This window comes from Kaistia adipata DSM 17808, assembly GCF_000423225.1.
Taxonomy (GTDB): Bacteria; Pseudomonadota; Alphaproteobacteria; order Rhizobiales; family Kaistiaceae; genus Kaistia; species Kaistia adipata.
Window position 1 is genome coordinate 1023179 of record NZ_KE383991.1, and the last position, 19834, is coordinate 1043012.

General features: G+C 68.6%; 17 protein-coding genes. 10 read left to right on the forward strand and 7 right to left on the reverse strand.

Annotated elements, in window-relative coordinates; translation table 11 throughout:
* The first annotated feature begins 3 nt into the window (after positions 1 to 3).
* Positions 4 to 2082: a membrane protein gene (locus G539_RS0117720; protein WP_029076386.1), complete on the forward strand. Its 2079-nt coding sequence runs from the start codon at positions 4 to 6 to the stop codon at positions 2080 to 2082.
* A gap of 189 nt (positions 2083 to 2271) precedes the next feature.
* Here the strand turns inward: G539_RS0117720 and G539_RS0117725 are convergent, their stop codons facing one another.
* Both G539_RS0117725 and G539_RS0117730 read right to left on the reverse strand, forming a co-directional pair.
* On the reverse strand, positions 2272 to 2772 hold the full coding sequence (locus tag G539_RS0117725; RefSeq protein WP_029076387.1) for a GNAT family N-acetyltransferase: 501 nt from the start codon (positions 2770 to 2772) through the stop codon (positions 2272 to 2274).
* 206 nt (positions 2773 to 2978) lie between these two features.
* On the reverse strand, positions 2979 to 3434 hold the full coding sequence (locus G539_RS0117730; protein ID WP_029076388.1) for an NUDIX domain-containing protein: 456 nt from the start codon (positions 3432 to 3434) through the stop codon (positions 2979 to 2981).
* A 282-nt stretch (positions 3435 to 3716) separates the two neighbouring features.
* On the opposite strand from G539_RS0117730, the gene G539_RS25315 reads away from it, so the two are divergent.
* Positions 3717 to 4613 carry a metallophosphoesterase family protein gene (locus G539_RS25315; protein ID WP_035831955.1) on the forward strand — a complete coding sequence of 299 codons (897 nt, stop codon included), beginning with the start codon at positions 3717 to 3719 and terminating at the stop codon, positions 4611 to 4613.
* A 340-nt stretch (positions 4614 to 4953) separates the two neighbouring features.
* Here the strand turns inward: G539_RS25315 and G539_RS0117740 are convergent, their stop codons facing one another.
* Positions 4954 to 5589: a hypothetical protein gene (locus G539_RS0117740; protein WP_029076389.1), complete on the reverse strand. Its 636-nt coding sequence runs from the start codon at positions 5587 to 5589 to the stop codon at positions 4954 to 4956.
* Between the two features lie 109 nt (positions 5590 to 5698).
* On the opposite strand from G539_RS0117740, the gene G539_RS0117745 reads away from it, so the two are divergent.
* Positions 5699 to 6175, forward strand: coding sequence for a YbaK/EbsC family protein (locus G539_RS0117745; RefSeq protein ID WP_029076390.1), 477 nt, complete (start codon positions 5699 to 5701; stop codon positions 6173 to 6175).
* An 84-nt stretch (positions 6176 to 6259) separates the two neighbouring features.
* Complete coding sequence (locus G539_RS26365) at positions 6260 to 8068, forward strand: peptide ABC transporter substrate-binding protein (RefSeq protein ID WP_029076391.1); 1809 nt, start codon at positions 6260 to 6262, stop codon at positions 8066 to 8068.
* Positions 8069 to 8155: 87 nt separating this feature from the next.
* Here G539_RS26365 and G539_RS0117755 read toward each other — a convergent pair whose 3' ends face one another.
* From G539_RS0117755 to G539_RS0117770, 4 genes are all read right to left on the reverse strand, one after another.
* Positions 8156 to 8422, reverse strand: a complete 267-nt coding sequence (locus G539_RS0117755) for a glycine zipper domain-containing protein (protein ID WP_029076392.1) — start codon at positions 8420 to 8422, stop codon at positions 8156 to 8158.
* 192 nt (positions 8423 to 8614) lie between these two features.
* Positions 8615 to 8878: a hypothetical protein gene (locus tag G539_RS0117760; protein ID WP_029076393.1), complete on the reverse strand. Its 264-nt coding sequence runs from the start codon at positions 8876 to 8878 to the stop codon at positions 8615 to 8617.
* A 261-nt stretch (positions 8879 to 9139) separates the two neighbouring features.
* Positions 9140 to 10432 (reverse strand): L-rhamnose catabolism isomerase, encoded by a 1293-nt coding sequence (gene rhaI, locus G539_RS0117765; protein ID WP_029076394.1) that lies wholly within the window; start codon positions 10430 to 10432, stop codon positions 9140 to 9142.
* 120 nt (positions 10433 to 10552) lie between these two features.
* Positions 10553 to 12655, reverse strand: coding sequence for a bifunctional rhamnulose-1-phosphate aldolase/short-chain dehydrogenase (locus tag G539_RS0117770; RefSeq protein WP_029076395.1), 2103 nt, complete (start codon positions 12653 to 12655; stop codon positions 10553 to 10555).
* Positions 12656 to 12956: 301 nt separating this feature from the next.
* On the opposite strand from G539_RS0117770, the gene G539_RS0117775 reads away from it, so the two are divergent.
* From G539_RS0117775 to G539_RS0117800, 6 genes are all read left to right on the forward strand, one after another.
* On the forward strand, positions 12957 to 13751 hold the full coding sequence (locus tag G539_RS0117775; RefSeq protein ID WP_029076396.1) for a DeoR/GlpR family DNA-binding transcription regulator: 795 nt from the start codon (positions 12957 to 12959) through the stop codon (positions 13749 to 13751).
* A 76-nt stretch (positions 13752 to 13827) separates the two neighbouring features.
* The gene (locus G539_RS25325; RefSeq protein WP_051231595.1) at positions 13828 to 15354 is read left to right on the forward strand and encodes a sugar ABC transporter ATP-binding protein; all 1527 of its coding nucleotides are present in this window, start codon (positions 13828 to 13830) and stop codon (positions 15352 to 15354) included.
* Complete coding sequence (locus G539_RS0117785) at positions 15354 to 16340, forward strand: ABC transporter permease (RefSeq protein ID WP_035831544.1); 987 nt, start codon at positions 15354 to 15356, stop codon at positions 16338 to 16340. Before G539_RS25325 ends, G539_RS0117785 begins: the two co-directional genes overlap by 1 nt.
* Before the next feature lie 7 nt (positions 16341 to 16347).
* On the forward strand, positions 16348 to 17298 hold the full coding sequence (locus G539_RS0117790) for an ABC transporter permease (RefSeq protein WP_029076398.1): 951 nt from the start codon (positions 16348 to 16350) through the stop codon (positions 17296 to 17298).
* Positions 17299 to 17369: 71 nt separating this feature from the next.
* Complete coding sequence (locus G539_RS0117795) at positions 17370 to 18476, forward strand: autoinducer 2 ABC transporter substrate-binding protein (RefSeq protein WP_029076399.1); 1107 nt, start codon at positions 17370 to 17372, stop codon at positions 18474 to 18476.
* A 294-nt stretch (positions 18477 to 18770) separates the two neighbouring features.
* Positions 18771 to 19826: a class II aldolase/adducin family protein gene (locus tag G539_RS0117800; protein WP_029076400.1), complete on the forward strand. Its 1056-nt coding sequence runs from the start codon at positions 18771 to 18773 to the stop codon at positions 19824 to 19826.
* Positions 19827 to 19834: the final 8 nt, after the last annotated feature.

Below are 19834 nucleotides of genomic sequence, written 5' to 3' on the forward strand. Positions count from 1 at the left end.
ACAGTGAACTGGTCGCTGACCTTCGCACCGCTGATCCCGCTCGCCTGGCTGGCAGGCCTGGCGGTCGTCGGCCTGCTCGCCATCGCGCCGCTCGTCTTCCGGCGGGTTCGCGGCGCGTGGCTGCGGCTCGCCGCGCTGGCGGCGCTGATCGCCGCCCTCGCCGGGCCCGTGCTGCTGGCCGAGGACCGCCAGCCGCTGCCGACCATCGTCGCCGTCGTCGTCGACAAGAGCGCCAGCCAGGACCTCGACGGCCGCGCCGCCACCACGGAAGCCGCGCGCGACGCGCTGCAGAAGCGACTGGGCGACCTGCGCAACATCGAGATCCGCACGATCGAGGCCGGCGGCAAGACCGGCTCGGTCCCCGTCGACGGCACGGAGCTGTTCACCGCGTTGAGCACAGCCCTCGCCGACGTCGCGCCGGAGCGTCTCGGCGCCGTCGTGATGCTGACCGACGGCGAGGTGCACGACGTGCCGCAGGCCGCCGGCTCGCCCTTCGGCGGCGCGCCGCTGCATGCGCTGATCTCCGGCCGCGACGACGAGCGCGACCGGCAGATGGTGATCCGCAGCGCTCCCCGGTTCGGCATTGTCGGCGAGCGCCAGACCATCGAATTCGAGGTGCTCGACCAGGGCGCGCCCTCGAACGAGCCGGTCCGCGTCACCATCAGCCGCGACGGCGAGCCGCTCGCCGTCGAAACGGTGACGCCGGGCGCGATCAACCGCTTCACGCTCGAGATCGGCCATGCCGGGCAGAACATCATCGAGTTCGAGGCGGCACCGCTCGACGGCGAGCTCACCACCGTCAACAACCGCGCCGCCGCGATCATCGACGGCATCCGCGAGAACCTCCGCGTCCTGCTGGTCTCGGGCGAGCCGCATGCCGGCGAGCGGATCTGGCGCAACCTCTTGAAGTCCGACGCCTCGGTCGACCTCGTGCATTTCACCATCCTGCGGCCGCCGGAGAAGCAGGACGGTACGCCGATCAACGAATTGTCGCTGATCGCCTTCCCGACGCGCGAGCTGTTTTCCGTCAAGATCGACCAGTTCGACCTGATCATCTTCGACCGCTATGCCCAGCGCGGCGTGCTGCCGACCGTCTATTTCGACAACATCGCCCGCTATGTCCGCGAGGGCGGCGCGCTGCTCGTCGCCTCGGGCCCGGACTACGCCTCCGACGACAGCCTCTACCTGACGCCGCTCGCCGACGTGCTGCCCGCCGCGCCGACCGGGCGGATGATCGAGCGTCCCTTCAGCCCGCGCATCACCGACCTCGGCAAGCGCCATCCCGTCACCCGCGGCCTCGCAGGCGCCGACGCCGAGCCGCCGCACTGGAGCCGCTGGTTCCGCCAGGTCGAGGTCGACAAGCCCGACGGCGAGATCATCATGAAGGGCGTCGATGACGATCCGCTGCTGGTGCTGCAGCGCGAGGGCGAAGGCCGCGTCGCGCTGCTCCTGTCGGACCAGGTCTGGCTCTGGGCCCGCGGCTACGAGGGCGGCGGCCCGCATGTCGATCTGCTGCGACGGCTGGCGCACTGGCTGATGAAGGAGCCCGACCTCGAGGAGGAGGCGCTGCGCGCGACCGCCCGCGGCGCCACGCTCGAGATCCAGCGCCAGACCATGCAGGAGCGGATCGACCCGGTCACGGTGATCGCCCCCTCCGGCGCCCGTCGCACGCTGACGCTTGCCCCGGACGGCCCCGGCCGCTTCGGCGCCAGCCTGCCGGCCGACGAGGTCGGCCTGTGGCGCGTCGAGGACGGCGAGCGCCGCGCCTTCGCCCATGTCGGCCCGGCCAATCCGCGCGAGTTCACCGACGTGCTGTCCAGCTTCGACAAGCTCGCCCCCGTCGTCGAGGCAACCGGCGGCCACATCGCCCGCATGGCCTCGGCCGATGGCGATCTCGAAACGCCGCGCGTCATCCCGATGCGGGCCGGCCGCGCCATGTCGGGCGGCGACTGGATGGGCGTGCGCATGACGGAAGCGTCGGTGCTGAAGGGCATCGACCGCTGGCCGCTCTTCTCCGGCTTCCTCGGCCTCGCCGCCCTGCTCGGCCTGATGGCCGCGACCTGGTACCGCGAGGGGCGGTAGGGCGTTCCTGTCAGGAACGGCGCGACTGTCGCACCACCCTCCCCGTCATCCCGGCCCCCGAGCCGGGATCCATGCAGTCGAGACATCGGGAAGCTCGCTCGGCTTCACGACCCCTGTCGATCCCTGCTTTCGCAGGGATGACGGAAGCGCTAGACGCGTCTCGCTGGCGAACGTGGGCCGAAGCCTTCCCTACGCCGCCCGTTCCGCCGCGCCGGCGAGGCCGTCGAGCGCGCCGTCGACGAGCGGGCAGACGAGGATGCGGGCCGGATCGGCCGGCGCCGGCAGGGTGATCTGGTAGGGCGCGGTCCGGACGAAGCCGAACGGGCCGTAATAGGGCTCGTCGCCGACCAGCAGGATCACCGCGTGGCCGGCTTCCCGCGCCGCGGCGATCGCCGTGCGCATCAGCGATTTGCCCGCGCCCCTGCCCTTCCAGTCCGGCTCGACGACGAGCGGCCCGAGCAGGATCGCCGGCCGGCCGCCGATGCGGATCGGCGTCAGCCGCACCGAGCCGATCAGCCGCTCGCCGGATTTCGCGACGAAGGACAGCGCGGGATCCTGCGGAACGCCTTCCCGCAGCAGCGAGGCGGCGCGCGCAAACCGGCCGGGCCCGAACGAAACCTCGTGCAGCGCTTCGATGGCCGCGTCGTCGGCGGGGTGTTCAACCAGGACGGTGAAGGAGTCGATTTTCATGAAAGCTGCGTCTCGTCGGAAGAGCATGTCACTGTCCGACGGACACGGCCGTCAGGTGCGGCGCATCCGGGACACAGGCGAACGAACGGCATCGCGTGACGTGAAGTCACGGCCGTCGGTTCGTCGTCGCAGGAGAAGGCTCGAAGTCATGCCCGGTTCCAAGTCGCAGTCCAAGGCGCAATAGCATGGGTGACCGGCATGGGCAATCACCAAAGCGGCGCCGCCGGGACGTCGTCGAGAATCTCGCCGATCCGGCGCCGCGTCGCCGGCGATGTCGCCTCCGGCAGCGCGCGGGGATCGAAGAAGCCGGCCTCGGCGATCTCGCGGTTGGGATAGGCGGGCGGGCTCGGACGATCGAAGGCGTGCGCGACGAAGACGATGACATGGTCGCGCCGCCGCTTCGGGTTCATGTAGACGCCGAAAAGCCGGGCCGGAGCCGCCAGCTCGATGCCGCCCTCCTCGCGCAGTTCACGCGCCAGCGCCTCGGCCGCGCTCTCGCCCCGCTCCACCCCGCCGCCCGGCAGGTACCACCCCTTGATGTAGGAATGGCGCACCAGGAAGACGCGACCGTCGCCGTCGAAGCAGGCGCCGCGCACGCCGAGCGTCATGCCGCGCAGGACGGGCGCCGCCAGGCCGCCGAGACGAGCAAGAAGTGAAAGCATGATCATTCCGTTCCGAACGCGCCGAGCATAGGAAGGCGGAAGCCGGTGGCAAGCCCGGCCTCGCCTGCCATGCAGCGGAAACATGGCAGGGTCGCGTCGCGATCCCTGGCAGAGCCGCCCCACACGCCCCATATCCAGTTCAGATGTGGCGGATACCCGTGGCCAACGGTCCGCCCGGCGGCGCCCCATGTTGGCGCCGTTTGCTTTTCCAGGCACACCCGCGCGCGTCATCACCGGCATCGCAACTGGACGGTGGCGCGCCGCTTCGCTAATGCGATGACGATGTTCGTTCTCGCGCACCTCTCCGATCCGCATCTCGGCCCCTTGCCGCGCCCGCGCACGCTGGAGCTCGCCTCCAAGCGGGTGATCGGCTACGTCAACTGGAAACGCAACCGCGTCCGCGCGCTCGGCGGCGAGGTGCTGGCCGGGCTGATCGAGGACATGCTCGCCCGCCAGCCGGACCACATCGCCGTCACCGGCGACCTCGTCAACATCGCGCTTCCCGCCGAGATCGTCGCCGCCGGCGACTGGCTGCAGGCCGTCGGCCCGCCCGACCAGGTCTCCTTCGTGCCCGGCAACCACGACGCCTATGTGCCGGGGGCGCTCGCCAAGGCGCTCGCCCTCTGGGGCCCCTATGCCACCGGCGACGAGGGCATGCCGCTCGGGCGCGTCACCTTCCCCTATTTCCGACGACGCGGCCCCTGCGCGATCATCGGCGTCTCCAGCGCCCGCGCCTCGGCGCCGTTCATGGCGACCGGCCATGTCGACGCCGCCGCGCTGCCGCTCTTGCGCGACATGCTGATCCGCGCCCGCGACGAGGGCCTCTACCGCGTCGTGCTGATCCACCATCCGCCGTTCAAGAAGGCGACGCCCTGGCACAAGCGCCTGGTCGGCGCCGGGCGCATCCGCGCCCTGATCAAGGAAGCCGGCGCGGAACTGATCCTGCACGGCCATACCCACATCGACAGCTTCGAGAGCATCGAGGGGCCGGACGGGCCCGTTCCCGTCATCGGCGTGCCATCGGCCGCCAACGCGCCGGGCGGCCGCAAGCCGGCCGGGCGCTACAACCTGTTCAGCATCGAGGGCGAGCCGGGAAACTGGCGCTGCTCGCTGCTCGAGCGCGGCTACGGCGCCCCCGGCACTGGCATCGAGGTGATCCGCGAGCGGACGGTCGGGTAGGCTTGGCTCGCTCCGCAAGGACGCCTCGGCCGCCCTGTTTCCCAGGCTGAATGCCCAAAACTCGTCCATCATCCTGAGTGTCTGGCCCGTAGTGCGGGGACGCTCTTCTTTCACCTCTCCCTGAGGGAGAGGTCGACGGCCGCAGGCCGGCGGGTGAGGGTTTACAGCCTCCCCGGATGGTTCCCTAAACCCTCACCCGGAGCTTCGCTCCGACCTCTCCCTCAGGGAGAGGTGAAGGGCGAGGCGGGCCGAACCGCGAGATGAGATTCGCCTTGCGGGCCGGGCAGCTCAGGATGATGGTCGAGTTGGTCGATCAGCCTGGGAGCGACGCAGGGGAGCCCTACCCGCCGACATGCACCCAGGCATAGGCGAGCAGGCCGACGATGCCGATCAGCAGGCCGGCCAGGAAGGCAGCGGCGACCCAGCCGAGATGCGACGCGCGGGGCGGCGCGACGGGGGCTGCCGGCTCGGGCCGGGCCAGCCGGCGCGCGGAGCGGCGGTGGTCGCGCGGCGCGTCCTGCTGCGCGGCGCGGCGGATCAGCCAGTCTCCCTCCAGCGCCCGCTCGCGCTCGATGACGCGTTCGGCCACATAGTGCATGACGCAGTCGGCCATGGCCTCGAGGTCGGTCGTCTCGAGGATCACCGTGCGGCCGAGCCGCGTGTCCTTCAGGAAGCGATAGGTGCGCCGGTCGCGATCCATGGCGACGAAGGCGGTCATGTCGATCCAGAAGCGCGGCTGGCTGCCGGTATCGATCGCCGCCACGAACTGGTCGTCGCCCTCGGGAACCTCGGCGAAGACGTCGGCAAGCGCATCGGCCAGCATGTCGAGCCGGGCCCGCTCCGCATCGCGCAGGTCGGCGACCACGTCGGCGCGCTCGACTTCCGCCAGGCGGACCTTGCGGATGGCATCGGCGAGATTGCGGACGTTCGACGCAGACCCGCGTTCCGGGGGGCGCCCGCCGCTTGCATCGTTCATCCGTTGACTCCGAACCAGGGCGACGATCTTCTGGACCTTCTAGCAAATCCGGCGCGACGGCGCACCAACCGATCGCCCGAAGGGTAAACCATAGCCTGAGAGGCAGGACATGACCGAGCTTCCCGCCCCCGTCCTCCGCGTCGCCGACGCGGCCAAGGCGTTCGGCCTCGAGATCGCGCTCCGCGTCATGCCCGCCTCGACCCGCACGGCCGAGGAAGCGGCGGCGGCCTGCGAATGCTCGGTCGGCGAGATCGTGAAGTCGCTGGTCTTCCGCGGCGTCGCGAGCGGCCAGGCGATCCTGCTGCTCGTCTCCGGCGCCAACCGGGTCGACGAGAAGAAGGTCGCGGAAACGATCGGCGAGCCGATCGAGCGGCCCGACGCCGCCTTCGTCCGCGCCGCCACCGGCTTCGCCATCGGCGGCATTCCGCCCTTCGCCCACCAGACGCGGCTCGCCTGCTGGATCGACCGCGACCTGATGCGTTTCGAGCGCGTCTTTGCGGCGGCCGGCACGCCCAACGCCATCTTCGCCGTCAGCCCGGCGGCCCTGCGCGACGCCATCGCCGCGCCTGTCATCACCATGGCGTGATCCGGAAAACGCGCCAACGGCTTGAGATCGCCGGAATTTTGACGATTATCCGCGCCGGGTCGGGACGGTTACGGAGAAATTGGAATGCGATTCGCCTGGATCGCCGGCGTGATGCTCGCGGCCACCGCCGCCTCGTCCGCCAGCGCCGACGTCATCTATCCGCGCGGCCTGGTCCGGGCGCCGGAAACCCTCGATCCGCAGAAGGCCGCCACCTTCAACGAGACGCCGCTGCTCTATGACCTGTTCGAGGGTCTGGTCGGGCTCGACGCCGCGGGCAATCCCGTGCCGGGCGCGGCCGAAAGCTGGACCATCTCGCCGGACGGCCTCGTCTACACCTTCGCCCTGCGCCCCGGTGCGCGCTGGTCGAACGGCGACGTCGTCAAGGCGTCCGATTTCGTCGCCTCGTTCCGCCGCCTGTTCGCGCCGGCGACGGGTGCCACCGAGAACGGCCCGCTGCTGGTGATCAAGAACGCCGCGGCGATCCAGCAGGGCACCGCCGAGGCGGACGCGCTCGGCGTCGCCGCCCCCGACGCGGACACGCTCGAGATCACGCTGGAGCGGCCGGTGCCGACCTTCCTGCGCCGGCTGACGCTGCCGGTGGCGCTGCCCGTCAACGTCGCGACGATCAAGAAGCTCGGCGCCGATTTCGGCACCACCGGCAAGATCGTCTCGAACGGCGCCTATCGCCTCGCCGCGATCGACAAGAAGGATGGCTACATCCTGGTCAAGAACGCGCGTTTCCGCGATGCCAAGGCGATGCCGATCGACAGCGTCGTCTACAAGACCTTCGAGAGCCCGGCCGACTGCGTCGAGGCGTTCCGCGCCAAGACCGTACTCTCCTGCCCCGACGTGCCGACCGACCAGCTCGCGGCGCTGCGCGAGGAGTTCGGCCCGGCGCTCCATTTCGCGCCCTATCCCGGCACCTACTACTACGCGCTCAACACGACCAAGAAGCCGTTCGACAACATCGTCGTCCGCCGCGCGCTGGCGATGGCGATCGACCGCGAGGCGCTCGCGGCGTCGGTCTGGTCCGGCGGCATGGTCCCGACCGACACGCTGGTGCCGCCGGCGCTGTCCGGCCTGCCGGCGGCGACGCCGGCCCCGATCGCCGCACGCCGCGCCGATGCGATCAAGCTGCTCGCCGCCGCGGGCTTCGCCCCGGCGGCCGAGAAGCCGGAGCCGGCGAAGGAAGAGCCGGCAGCGCAGAAGGCGGCGCCCGACACCACCAACTCGATCACGCCGGCCGCGACCGGCACGCCTGAAAAGGCGACCGCGACGACGCCTGCCCCGGCGACGTCAGGCGATGCAAAGCCGACGACGATGCCGGACGCTCCCGCCGCGCCAACGGCTGGCGAGAGCGCGAAGGGCGCGGACGCCAAGCCCGCGGCGAAAATGGCCGAGGCGACGGGTCCACAGCCGCTGCGCCTGACCATCCGCGTCGGCACCGGCATGGGGCACGAGGAGACGGCGCGGGCGATCGCCGCGCAGTGGAAGACGATCGGCGTCGAGACGACGATCCTCACCGAGCCAAACCAGGCGCATTTCGCGCGGCTGCGCGATGGCGGCGATTTCGACGTGGCGCGGACGGGCTGGATCGCCGACGAGCTCGACCCGATCAACATGCTGACGGTACTGCGGAGCGACAATGTCCGCTTCAACTATCCGCGCTATCGCAACGCCACCTTCGACGGGCTGCTCGACAAGGCGGCGACCGAAATGGACATGGACAAGCGCCGGCAGGACCTAGCGGCCGCCGCCACGCTGATCGGCGCCGACGCCCCGGTGATCCCGCTGCTCGGCTATGTCTCGCTGTCGCTGATCTCGCCCAGCCTCGCCGGCTGGGCCGACAACCCGCAAAACGTGCACCAGACCCGCTTCCTGGCGTTGGACTGAGCGCGGCGACAGGCCCCGCCCCACCGCCTCACGCAGGCGATGGGGCTCCCTGTTGCCATTGCTTCGTCAGCACCGGCTCGCGAGAGCCTAGCGGCAGGCCACATAGTGGCGGCGGCCATATTCGTCGCGCCAGTAGCAGCGGCCGGTCGTCGCGTCGGCGATGATCGCGCCGGTGACCGCGCCGACGCCCGCGCCGATCAGCGCGCCGCCGGCCTTGCCAGTCGCCAAACCGCCGATCGCCGCGCCCGTCGCGCCGCCGAGAAGGGCCGCGTCACCCGTACGCGAGCCGGTCGTGCAACCGGCCAGTATGGCGCCCGTAAGGGCGAAAGCGATCACGAGCGGGGCTTTTTTCATCTCGACCTCCTGTGACGCGGAGCGAGGGCCGGACCCATCGGTCCGGGCGTCGCATCCGGCTGCACCATGCGGTGAGCTAATGCGGGAGGGCTCGGGTCAGTTCCGCCGCGCCGTTTCGGCGTGATCGGTCCGGGCAAAGAAAAACGGCCGGGAGATCCCTCCCGGCCGTCTTCAACAAATCAAGAAAGCAAGTTAGCGGCAGGACGTGTAGTGACGACGGCCGCGGTTGTCCTTCCAGTAGCAACGGCCGGTGGCGTCGGCGATGATCGCGCCCGAGACGGCACCGATACCGGCACCGATCGCAGCCGCGCCGACGCTGCCGCCGGCGGCGCCACCGATGGCCGCACCGGCGAGACCGCCGAGGACGGCGCCGTCACCCGCGCGCGAGCCGGTGGTGCAGCCTGCAGCCACGGCGCCGAGGGCAACGAGCATAACGAGCGTAGAAGCCTTCTTCATCAATCTCTCCTGTCAGATGAACCCCCGAAGGCGACCGCCACGGACGAAGAGACCTGGCGGCTTCCCTCACAACGGCGCTCGACCATCACCGACCATGATCCTAGGGATCACAGACGGTCAGGGTCGCGGCCATGCACCCGCCCCCCTTGAAGGGTCAGTCAGGCTCGAAGTCAAGCTAGCTGCTCCGGAGGGCACAGAGAAGAGGCAACCCGGCTCTGGACCGGGCCGCCTGCTCCAATTGTCGCGAGCGATGCAAAAAGGTCAGACGATCCCGCTGGAACTGCCGCCCGTGGACGGCCGTTCGGCGGTCACCTTGGCCCGGTAGCCGGCGGCGCGATAGACGCCGATCGGGTCGATGGCACCGCCCTTGGCCAGCCGCGCCTTGGCCAGGATCGGCCCGACATCGGTGGTGAAGGCGCGCTTCAGCGCCTGATTCGCCATCGTCACGTCGTTCGCCTGCTGGTATTCGCCGAGCGCAGCGCGGTCGACGAGGAGCGCCTGCGCATAGGCGCGCAGGATCTCGACGGCGCTCGCCATCAGGCTCTCGATCGGGTCGGTGACGTTGTGCGACTGGTCGATCATGTAGGCCGGGTCGAACGCCTTGGCCTTGCGGTACTCGGCATCGACCAGCTCGTTGAAGACGAGGAAGAGCTGGAACGGGTTGATCGAGCCGGCGTCGAGGTCGTCGTCGCCATATTTCGAATCGTTGAAGTGGAAGCCGGCGAGCTTTCCGAACTGGATCAGCCGCGCGACGATCATCTCGATGTTGGTGTTCGGCGCATGGTGGCCGAGGTCGACGAGGCAGAACGCCTTCGGGCCCAGCTCCTGAGCGATCAGGTAGTTGGTGCCCCAGTCCTGCACGATCGTCGAATAGAAAGCCGGCTCATAGAGCTTGTGCTCGGTGAAGACGCGCCAGTCGTCCGGCAGCGCCTTGTAGACCGCCTTCATCGCCTCGAGATAGCGCTCGAACGCGCCGGTGAAGTTCGACTGGCCGGGGAAGTTCGAGCCGTCGCCGATCCAGACCGTCAGTGCCTTCGAGCCCAGCACCTTGCCGATCTCGATCGTCTCGATGTTGTGCTCGATCGCCTGCTGGCGGACGGCGGCGTCGGTGTGCGACAGCGAGCCGAACTTGTAGGAGTGCTTCTGGCCCTTGGCGTCCGAGAAGGTGTTCGAATTCATCGCGTCGAAGCCGAGGCCGAGCGCGTCGGCATGCGCCTTCAGCGCCTTCGGATCCGCCTGGTCCCACGGATTATGCAGCGAGACGTTTGGGGTGGCGCGGGTCAGCTGGTTGATGACGGCGCAATCGTCGAGCTTCTCGAAGATGCCGCGCGGCTCGCCCGGTCCGGGGAAGCGGGCGAAGCGCGTGCCCCCCGTACCAACGCCCCAGGAGGGCACGGCGACGGTGAAGGCCGCGACCTTGCGGGTGATCGCGTCAATGTCGATGCCGCGGCGATCGAGCTGCTCGCCGAGCGAGGAATAGTCATTGGCGAGCGCGGCGTCCTCGGCCTTGTTCTTCTCGGCGAGAAGATCGGACGAAATCGGAAGATCGGTCATGTGGCGGGTCCTCCCCCCAAAACGGTTGTCTCTCGGAAAGGCCCGCCCCTCGGGACGGGCCGAAATCCAGCTAGCTCCGTCATCCCGGGTCAAGCCCGGGATGACGGCGAGGTTGGGTCCTTACCTCGTGAACGAGATCGCGTTACCGGCATCGACGTTGATGATGTTGCCGGTCGACTTGTTCGACAGATCCGCGGCGAGGAAGTAGGCGGCCTCGGCGATGTCCTCCGGGAACACGCTGCGCTTCAGCAGCGAGCGGTTGCGGTAGAACTCCTCGAGATCGTCCTCGCCGATCTTGTTCGACTCGGCGCGCTGCTGGCGCCACTCGCCCTGCCAGATCTTCGAGCCGCGCAGCACCGCGTCCGGGTTGATCGTGTTGACGCGGATGCCGAACGGCGCGCCCTCGAGCGCCAGGCAGCGGGCGAGATGGATTTCGGCCGCCTTGGCGGTGCAGTAGGCCGAGGCGCCGGCCGAAGCCGCGAGGCCGTTCTTCGAGGCGATGAAGACGATCGAACCGCCGAGCTTCTGGGTCTTCATGATGCGGTAGGCGGCGCGCGAGACGAGGAAATAGCCGGTCGCGAGGATCGCGATGTTCTTGTCCCAGGTCTCGAGCGTCGTCTCCTCGAACGGCGCGGCGGAGGAGATGCCGGCGTTGGAGACGAGGATGTCGATGCCGCCGAACTCGATCAGCGTGTCGTGGAACGCCTTGTCGACCGCGCCTTCGCTGGTGACGTTGGCGATGACGCCGCGGATGTTGTCCTTGCCGTACTTGGCGCCGAGGCCGGCGACGGTCGAATCCAGCGCCGCCTGGTCGATGTCGGCGATCATGACGACCGCGCCTTCCTGCAGGTAGCGGACGGCGGTGGCCGAGCCGATGCCGCCGGCGCCGCCGGTGATGAAGGCGATGCGGCCGGCGAGCGACTTCGGCTTCGGCATGCGCTGCAGCTTGGCTTCCTCGAGCAGCCAGTACTCGATGTCGAAGGCTTCCTGCTCGTTCAGGCCGACATAGGTCGAGACCGTCGAGGCGCCGCGCATCACGTTGACGGCGTTGACGTAGAACTCGCCGGCGATGCGGGCGGTGGCCTTGTCGCGGGCAAACGTGATCATGCCGACGCCGGGCACCAGATAGACGACGGCGTTCGGGTCGCGCATCGCCGGGCTGTTGTCATGCTTGCAGCGATCGTAATAGGCGGCGTAGTCGGCGCGGTAGGCGTCGAGCGAACCGTCGAGACCTTCGAGCACCGCGTCCAGATTGTCCTTGGCCGGATCATAGTCGACGACCAGCGGACGGATCTTGGTGCGCAGGAAGTGATCGGGGCAGGACGTGCCGAGCGCCGCCAATGAGCGAAGCTGAGCGGAATTGACGAACTCCAGCACGGCCGGCTGGTCGTCGAAATGACCGATCTTGGATTCCGTCTTGCCGATGCGGCCGCGGATCTGCGGCATGAGCGCGGCGGCGACGGCGCGGCGCTTGTCGGCATCGAGCGACTGCGCGACGGCGCCGCCGAAGATCGGCTTGCCGGCGGTTTCCTTGGCGAACCAGGCGATCGCCTTGTTGATGATCTCGAGCGTCAGCTCATAGGCTTCCTTGGAGGTGTCGGCCCAGGTGAACAGGCCGTGGCTCTCCAGCACGACGCCCTTGGCGCTCGGGTTCTCCTTGGCGAACTTCGACAGCCACAGGCCGAGCTCGAAGCCCGGGCGCTTCCAGGGCAGCCAGCCGATGGCGTCGCCATAGATCTGCTGCGTCAGTTCCTTCGAGTTCTTCGAGGCGGCGATGGCGATGACCGCGTCGGGATGCATGTGGTCGACATGCTTGTAGGGCACATAGGCGTGCAGCGGAGTGTCGATCGACGCCGCGCGGGGATTGAGGTTGAAGGTGCAGTGCGGCAGGTAGCCGACCATCTCGTCCTCGAACTCGAGGCCGCGATAGATGCCCTTCAGCGCTTCCAGCTTGTCCTGGTAGAGGGTGGCGAAGCCATCGAGCTTCATCGAGCCGACGTCGCCGCCAGAGCCCTTGACCCAGAGCACGGTCGCATCCTGGCCCGTCAGCGGATCCTTCTCCGTCACCTTGGCCGAGGTGTTGCCACCGCCGAAATTGGTGATGCGCTTGTCCGAGCCGAGCAGGTTCGAGCGATAGAGCAGCAGTTCCGGCTCGCTGAGGCCGGCGGCCTTGGCGTCGTCCCAGCGATTGTCGAGGAGGTGCGAGGAAGCGGGTTCGGTCATGATCGGTGCTCTTGATCGGTCGCCGCTTCGCTGGCGCGAGCGCATCGGATCGGCGAACCATCCACGGGGACGCCGCCGGACCGCTTCACACGGCCGGCGACCACGCAATTGCCGATGATGATCTGTCAGCCGCGGCCTGGTTTGTCAATCAAAACCGATCAGATCAAAGCACGAACCGCTCGATATTGCGCCGCATTATGACGCCTATTGATCATTCTGCGTCGCAGCATTATCGAGAATGATCGTTTCTGATTGACAATCATCGGAAAGCTTGGACAATCCCGCTCGTTCGGAGGGACGCATGCACGAAATCGAGCGCCACAGGATCATCCTCGGCGAGGTGGCCGAGCGTCCCGTCGTCACGGTGGCGCAGCTCGTCGGGCTGACCGGCGCGTCCGAGGCGACGATCCGGCGCGACATCACGGCGCTGAGCGACGAGGGCCAGCTGCGCAAGGTGCGCGGCGGCGCCGAGCGCCTGCATGGCGACAGCAACGGCATCTCGAGCCTGATGACGCCCGCCTTCGAGGAAACCCGGCTGCAGAACCTGCCCGCCAAGCGCGCCATCGCGCGGGCGGCGGCGGAGCTGTGCTCGGACGGGGAATCGATCATCGTCAATGGCGGCACCACGACCTACTGCCTCGGGCCGCACATCGCCACGCGCAAGCTGCGCGTGCTCACCAATTCGCTCGATCTTGCTCTCTACCTGGTCGGCAATGGCGACTGCCAGGTCGTGCTGCCGGGCGGCGACATCCATCGCGAACAGCGCATGGTCGTCAGCCCCTACACCAACGACACGGTGATCGAGCATTTCTACGCCGCCAAATACTTCCTCGGCGCGCACGCCATCCGCCGCCAGGGCCTGATCGAGGGCGACCCCATCCTGATCAAGGCCGAACAGAAGATGCTGAAGCAGGCCGAGCAGGTGATCGCGCTCGTCGACGGCTCGAAGTTCCAGCCGCGCGGCAGCCTGATCCTGTGTCCCTTGACCCAGCTCGACCGGGTGATCACCGACAGTTCCGCCCCGAAGGAAGCCTGCGACATGCTGCGCGACGCCGGCGTCATCGTCGACGTCGTCGAAGTCGAACCGGAGAGCTGATGCCCTAGAAGACGCGCCAATCCCGGCCAACAAGAAAACCGGCACCAAGCCGGACGTTCAAGGGAAACGCCAAGCCATGCAGCCGATCCTCGCCCTGGAGGGGGTGTCGAAATCGTTCGCCGGCGTGAAGGCCCTGAAGGACGTCTCCTTCGACGTCCGGCCGGGCGAGGTGCACGCGCTGATGGGCGAGAACGGCGCCGGCAAGTCGACGCTGATCAAGGTCATGGCCGGCGTGCACGCGCCCGACACGGGCGAGATCCGCGTCAACGGCGCGGTCGTTCGCTTCGCCTCGCCGCGCGAGGCCCGCGCCGCCGGCATCGCCACCGTCTACCAGGAGCTGCTGCTCTTCCCGGAGCTTTCGGTTGCCGAGAACATCTTCCTCGGCCACGCGCCGCGCACGACGATGAACGCGCTCGACTGGACGAAGATGCGCGACGAGGCGCGCCGCCTGCTCGACGAGCTCGACAGCCACGACCTCGATGTCGATGCCCGCGTCGGCAGCCTTTCCGTCGCCAACCGCCAGCGCGTCGAGATCGCCAAGGCGCTGTCGCAGGACGCCCGCGTTCTGATCATGGACGAGCCGACGGCGGCGCTCTCCGACACCGACGCGCGCCGGCTGATGGACGTCGTCCGGCGGCTGCGCGACCGCGGCGTCGCCATCGTCTATGTCTCGCACCGCATGCCCGAGATCTTCGCGCTCGCCACCCGCGTCACGGTGCTGCGCGACGGCGCCTATGTCGGCACGCACGACATCGGCGCGATCACCGAGGGCGAGCTGGTGTCAATGATGGTCGGCCGCCCGGTCGACCAGCTCTTCCCCAAGGTCGACACCGAGATCGGCGCGCCGATCCTCGAATTGCGCAACGTCTCCTATCGCGACGAGGTCGAGGACATCTCGCTGACGCTGCGCGCCGGCGAGATCGTCGGCATTGCCGGGCTGATCGGCTCCGGCCGTACCGAGCTCGCGCTCACCATCTTCGGCATCACGCCGGCGACCTCGGGCGAGATCCTGCTCGACGGCAGGCCGGTGACGATCACCGATCCGAAGCAGGCGCGCGACCTCGGCATCGCCTATGTGCCGGAGGATCGCGGCCTGCAGGGCCTGATCAAGCCGCAGACCATCCGCGAGAACCTGTCGCTCGCCCTGCTCGACCGCATCTCGACCGCGACCATCGTCGACCGGGCCAAGGAAACGAGCCTGGCCAAGGAGCTGATCAAGCGCTTCGGCATCCGCGCCCGCGGACCCGAGCAGCGCGTCCGGCAATTGTCCGGCGGTAACCAGCAGAAGGTCGTGCTGGCGAAATGGGTGGCGACGGAGCCCCGCGTGCTGATCATGGACGAGCCGACGCGCGGCATCGACGTCGGCGCCAAAGCGGAGATCCACGCCCTGATGAGCCGCCTCGCCGGCCAGGGCCTCGCCGTGCTGATGATCTCGAGCGAGCTGCCCGAGGTGCTCGGCATGAGCGACCGCGTGCTGGTCATGAACAATGGCCGCATCGTCGCCGAGTTCGACCGCGACGCCGCGACGCCCGACAGCGTCGGCACCGCCATGATGCAGACCAGCGCCAATGATGCCGGCGCCGCCAAGGCGGAGGTCGCCTGATGTCGGCATCGAACCCCACCGTCGCGCGCCCCGCGCCGGCCATGCATCCGATGAAGCGCGTCGCCGCCTATGGCCAGGAATTCATCCTGCTCGGCGCCATCATCCTGCTCATCCTGGTGGTCAGCTTCGTCAATCCGCGCTTCCTCGGCGCCAACAACATCACCAACATCTTCGCCGGCAACGCCTATATCGCGGTGGCCGCGATCGGCATGTCGCTGGTCATCATCTCCGGCCATATCGACGTCGCGGTCGGCTCGCTGATCGGCGTGCTGGCGACGATCTCCGGTACGCTCGCCGTCAACGGCTACCCGATCTGGCTCGCCTGGCTCGCGCCGGTCGCGATCGGCATCCTCGTCAATGCCGGCGTCGGCGCGCTGATCGCCTATCTGCGCATCCCGTCGATCGTCGTCACGCTCGGCATGCTGTCGATCCTGAAGGGCGGCCTGATCAGCGTCACCGGCGGCGCGTGGATCAGCAACCTTCCTGCCGATTACCTGATCGCCCAGTTCCGCCTGTTCGGCATCCCCTCGCCGGTCTGGTTCATGGTGATCCTGACCGCGCTGGTGGCGTTCTGGATGCGCTATTCCGGCTTCGGCCGGACGATCTACGCCATCGGCGGCAATGTCGAAGCGGCCCGCGTCGCCGGTATCCAGGTCGAGCGCTCGACGGTGATCGTCTTCGCCATCCACGGTGCCTTTGCCGGCATCGCCGCGGTGCTGTTCGCCACCCAGCTGCAGGTCATCCAGTCGACCGTGCCGCCCAATCTGGAGCTGACCGTGATCACCGCCTCGGTCGTCGGCGGCGTCTCGATCCTCGGCGGCACCGGCACGGTGATCGGCTCGACGCTGGCGGCCATACTGTTCGCCGCGATCGCCTCCTCGCTCATCTTCCTCAACGTCTCCGCCTATTGGCTGCGCGCGGTGCAGGGTCTGCTGATCCTCGTCACCGTGCTCGCCGACATGGCGCGGCGACACAGGCTCCGGTGACGACACGATGACCGCAACGCTCCGCTCCCTGCTGCGCCACGAGACGATCCTCGCGATCCTGCTCGTCCTCGTACTCTTCGCGCTCGCAAGCCAGTCCGACCGCTTCTTCACCACCGCCAACCTGCTGAACCAGGGCCGGCTGATGGCCGAGGTCGGGCTGGTGGCGCTCGCCATGACCTTCGTCATCGTCACCGGCGGCATCGACCTCTCGGTCGGCTCCATCCTCGGCCTGACGGCGATCCTGCTCGGCGTGTTCTGGCACAATCTCGGCATTCCGCTGCCGGTCGCCATGGTGCTGGCGGTCTTCGCCGCCGGCATCGGCGGGCTGGTCAACGGGCTGATCATCACCCGCTTCGGCGTGCCGCCGCTGATCGCGACGCTGGCGACGCTGGCACTCTATCGTGGCCTCGCCGAAGGCATCAGCCAGGCCCGCTCGGTACGCGGCTATCCCGACTGGTTCTTCGTGCTCGGCCAGGGCGAGGTCTGGGGCGTGCCGACGCAGCTCTGGATCCTCGGCGCCCTGGTGGTCATCGCCGCCGTCATCCTCGGGCTGACGACCTTCGGCCGCGCCACCTACGCGACCGGCGCCAACGAGATCGGCGCCCGCTTCTCGGGCATCGGCGTCGATCGCACCAAGCTGCTGATCTACACCGCCTCCGGCCTCGTCGCCGGGCTCGCCGGCGTCATCTTCGTCTCGCGCGTCTCGACCACGCGCTCCGACATGGGCACCGGCCTCGAGCTCGACGTCATCACGGCCGTGGTGCTCGGCGGGACGTCGATCTTCGGCGGCCGCGGCACGATCATCGGCACCGTGCTCGGCCTGATCCTGATGCAGGCGCTGAAGAACGGCCTCGCGCTGTCCGGCGTCAAGGGCGACGGCACCATCGTCGTCATCGGCGTGGTGCTCATCCTCGCGATCGTCGCGAGCAATCTCTTCAGCCGCGAAGGCGACGGCTGATCAAGCAGGGGACGAGGGGGGCTCGCCGCAACAACAATGGCCCCGGCGTCATTTTTGGAGGAGACGTGCAGATGTTGAAGAGAACCATTCTACTGGCTCTTGGACTGAGCCTCGGCGCCAGCGGCGCCGCCCTCGCAGGGTCCTGGACCGGCGGCGACGACCTGCCGACCAACCCGCTCGCCTGCGACGGAACCCCGGGCAAGGCCGAGGCCAAGCCCTATGACGGCGGCGTTCCGACCAACGCGCCGGATCGCAAGGGCAAGCCGATCAAGGTGGTCGACGTGCCGAAGCTGATCGGCATCGGCTATTTCAACGCCACCTCGAAGGGCATCGCCGACGCCGCCAAGGAACTCGGCAATGTCGACGCCAAGACCGACGGCCCGACCCAGGCGAACATCGACCAGCAGATCTCGTTCATCGACAACTACATCACCTCGGGTGTCGACGGCATCCTGTTCGCCGCCAACGATCCGGTCGCCATCGCCCCGGTCCTGAAGAAGGCGCTCGCCGCCGGCATCAACGTCGTCGGCTATGACGCCAACTCCGAGCCGGACGCCCGCCAGTGGTTCGTCAACCAGGCCGAGTTCAACGGCATCGCCAAGGCGCTGGTCGACAACATGGCCAAGGAGGTCGGCGAGGACGCCTCGTTCGCCATCGTCACCTCGACCTTCACCACGCCGAACCAGGCCCGCTGGATCGCCGAGATGGAGGCCTATCAGGCCAAGTGCCATCCCAACATGAAGTGGCTGGAGACCGTCGAGGCGCAGGAAGACAACGTCCTCTCCTTCAACCAGGCGACGACGCTGATCAACAAGCATGGCGATGATTTGAAGGGCATCTTCGGCATGACCTCGGTCGCGACGCCCGCCTCGGCCGAGGCCGTCACCCAGGCTGGCAAGTGCGGCAAGATCTCGGTCGTCGGCCTCGCCACGCCGAACGCCATGAAGCCCTATGTCGAGAAGGACTGCGTCAAGTCGGTCGTGCTCTGGAACCCCGTCGATCTCGGCTATGCCGCGATGCAGGTCCTGCGCGCCACCGCCGATGGCGACCTGAAGCCGGGCGCGACCTCGGTCAAGGCCGGCAAGCTCGGCGAGTTGCAGGTGATCAACGGCTCCGAGATCCTGCTCGGCGCCCCGTTCACCTTCACCAAGGAGAACATCGGCCAGTTCGACTTCTGATTGCGATCCGATCCCCGCGCGAGGCATGGTCCGCCATGCCTCGCGTTCCATTTGATTTCCTGCAAGACAGTCGCGCGCCGAAGGAGCCGGCCCTGTCTTCACCTCTCCCTGAGGGAGAGGTCGACGCACGAAGTGCGGCGGGTGAGGGTTTACGGCCTCATCCGGAAAGTTCCCTAAACCCTCACCCGGAGCTTTGCTCCGACCTCTCCCTCAGGGAGAGGTGAAGGGCCGGCGTCCGACAATGACGGATCATCCCCTGGCCCTCGTCCATTGCATGCCTACCGGAGCCGGATATTGACTCTTTCGACCAACGACCCCGAATTCGCCGCCCTCAAGACGCTGTCCGCGGCGCTCGGACGCGACCCGCGCCGCACCCAGGCCGCCGGCGGCAATACCTCGCTGAAGCGCGACGGCGTGCTCTGGGTCAAGGCCTCCGGCACCTGGCTCGCCGAGGCGGAGGCGCGAGAGATCTTCCTGCCCGTCCAGCTGGAGCCACTGCTCGCTGCCATCGCCGTCAATGACGAACGCGCCGCCAAGGCGACGGACTTCGTCATCGCCGAGGCCAATCCGCTCAACCTTCGCCCTTCGGTCGAGACCTCGGTCCACGCCGTCCTGCCGCAGGCCGCCGTGCTGCACATCCACTGCGTCGAGACGGGCGCGCTGGTCGGCCGCACCGACGCCGAGGCTGAGATCGCGGCGCGCCTCGATGGTCTCGCCGGCGTCACCTGGTCCTATGTGCCCTATGTGAAGCCGGGCCTGCCCTTGGCGCGCGCGATCGACGCGGTGTCGAAGCCGGGCACCAATGTCGTCGTGCTCGGCAATCACGGCCTGATCGTCGCCGCCGATACGGTCGCCGAGGCGGGGCAGCTGGTCGAGCGCGTCTCTTCGGCCCTCGCCTCGCCTGTCCGGCCCGCGCCGGCGGCCGATCTCGCGGCGCTCGAAGCGCTGGCCGAGGGCTCGCCCTACCGCCTGCCGGAAGATCCCATCGCGCATGCGACGGCGACCGATCCGGCCCGCCTCGCCATCGCCCGCCAGGGCACGCTCTATCCCGACCATGTCGTCTTCCTCGGCAGTGGCATCGCCGTGCTCGACGACGGCGACACGCCGGCGGCACTGGCCGAACGCGCCGCGCTCGCGCCGATGCTCGTCGCCGTGCCCGGCAAGGGCGTGCTGATCCACAAGGACGTGCTGCGCGGCGGCGACGCGCTCGCCCGCGCGCTCGCCGACGTCACCGGCCGCATCCCCGCCGACGCGCCGCTCCACTTCCTCACCGTCGAGCAGGAGCAGGAACTCGTCACCTGGGACGCCGAGATCTACCGCCGCGCGCTCGCCAGCGCCGCCAAGCGCTGAACGAAACG

Coding starts and splice junctions, on each gene's coding strand:
- G539_RS0117725 (WP_029076387.1), bottom strand. CDS start 2,772: ATGAAAATCGACTCCTTCACCGTCCTGGTTGAACACCCCGCCGACGAC.
- G539_RS0117730 (WP_029076388.1), bottom strand. CDS start 3,434: ATGCTTTCACTTCTTGCTCGTCTCGGCGGCCTGGCGGCGCCCGTCCTG.
- G539_RS25315 (WP_035831955.1), top strand. CDS start 3,717: ATGTTCGTTCTCGCGCACCTCTCCGATCCGCATCTCGGCCCCTTGCCG.
- G539_RS0117740 (WP_029076389.1), bottom strand. CDS start 5,589: ATGAACGATGCAAGCGGCGGGCGCCCCCCGGAACGCGGGTCTGCGTCG.
- G539_RS0117745 (WP_029076390.1), top strand. CDS start 5,699: ATGACCGAGCTTCCCGCCCCCGTCCTCCGCGTCGCCGACGCGGCCAAG.
- G539_RS26365 (WP_029076391.1), top strand. CDS start 6,260: ATGCGATTCGCCTGGATCGCCGGCGTGATGCTCGCGGCCACCGCCGCC.
- G539_RS0117755 (WP_029076392.1), bottom strand. CDS start 8,422: ATGAAAAAAGCCCCGCTCGTGATCGCTTTCGCCCTTACGGGCGCCATA.
- G539_RS0117760 (WP_029076393.1), bottom strand. CDS start 8,878: ATGAAGAAGGCTTCTACGCTCGTTATGCTCGTTGCCCTCGGCGCCGTG.
- rhaI (WP_029076394.1), bottom strand. CDS start 10,432: ATGACCGATCTTCCGATTTCGTCCGATCTTCTCGCCGAGAAGAACAAG.
- G539_RS0117770 (WP_029076395.1), bottom strand. CDS start 12,655: ATGACCGAACCCGCTTCCTCGCACCTCCTCGACAATCGCTGGGACGAC.
- G539_RS0117775 (WP_029076396.1), top strand. CDS start 12,957: ATGCACGAAATCGAGCGCCACAGGATCATCCTCGGCGAGGTGGCCGAG.
- G539_RS25325 (WP_051231595.1), top strand. CDS start 13,828: ATGCAGCCGATCCTCGCCCTGGAGGGGGTGTCGAAATCGTTCGCCGGC.
- G539_RS0117785 (WP_035831544.1), top strand. CDS start 15,354: ATGTCGGCATCGAACCCCACCGTCGCGCGCCCCGCGCCGGCCATGCAT.
- G539_RS0117790 (WP_029076398.1), top strand. CDS start 16,348: ATGACCGCAACGCTCCGCTCCCTGCTGCGCCACGAGACGATCCTCGCG.
- G539_RS0117795 (WP_029076399.1), top strand. CDS start 17,370: ATGTTGAAGAGAACCATTCTACTGGCTCTTGGACTGAGCCTCGGCGCC.